Annotated in this window: 1 protein-coding gene; it reads left to right on the plus strand. The window is 58.4% G+C overall.

Translation table 11 applies throughout. From position 1 onward, the window contains the following. Positions 1-193: 193 nt before the first annotated feature. The coding region (locus NW819_RS14505) for a phycocyanobilin:ferredoxin oxidoreductase (protein WP_414414178.1) at positions 194-699 on the plus strand (506 nt) is incomplete at its 3' end.

A 699-nucleotide genomic window follows, 5' to 3' on the forward strand; every position in this document is an offset into this window, starting at 1 on the left:
ACCGTGGGTTCGAATCCCACCCCTTCCGTCTTCAGGCATACAGTTTTAGAACGCCTTGCCCAGCTAGGGCCTCTGGGATTTTTGGGGATCCCACCCAAGCCCTTCGCATCAGCGGTGCGGTTCCCCCATAACACTTTGGCATGGAGCCAAGGTCAAGGTTGGATGGGGTTCTTGGCCTTTCTTCTAGAGTCTTATGTTCACCGCTCCTGCTCTTTCCGCCCAACTGCATCCGCTCATTCAGGGCTTATCTGAGGCAATCCTGAACGTTTGGGGATCTACCCTCACCCTAGCCCCCTATCCTCTGCCTGAAGATCTGGGCTACGTGGAAGGCCGCCTAGAGGGTGAGAAATTGCAAGTTGAAAACCGCTGCTACCAGGGGGATCCCTTTCGCAAACTGCACCTGGAGCTGGCCCAGGCCGGGCAAAGCCTGGACATTCTCCATTGCGTTATGTTTCCGCAGCCGCAGTACCCGCTGCCGCTGTTCGGTTGCGACATTGTGGTCGGTCGCGGACAGGTGAGCGCCGCCATTGTCGATCTCTCGCCGGTGACCCCCAGCTTGCCCGATCTCTATATCCAAGAGCTGGAAGCGTTGGGATCCCATCTCGTCCCTTTCCAACACCGGCGCCGGTTGCCGGAGTGGGGCACGATTTTTTCTCCCTACTGCCTGTTCGTCCGTCCTGCCGACGAAGCAGAGGCCGA

Source organism: Synechococcus sp. R8-2, assembly GCF_047461715.1.
Lineage (GTDB): Bacteria > Cyanobacteriota > Cyanobacteriia > Thermostichales > Thermostichaceae > Thermostichus.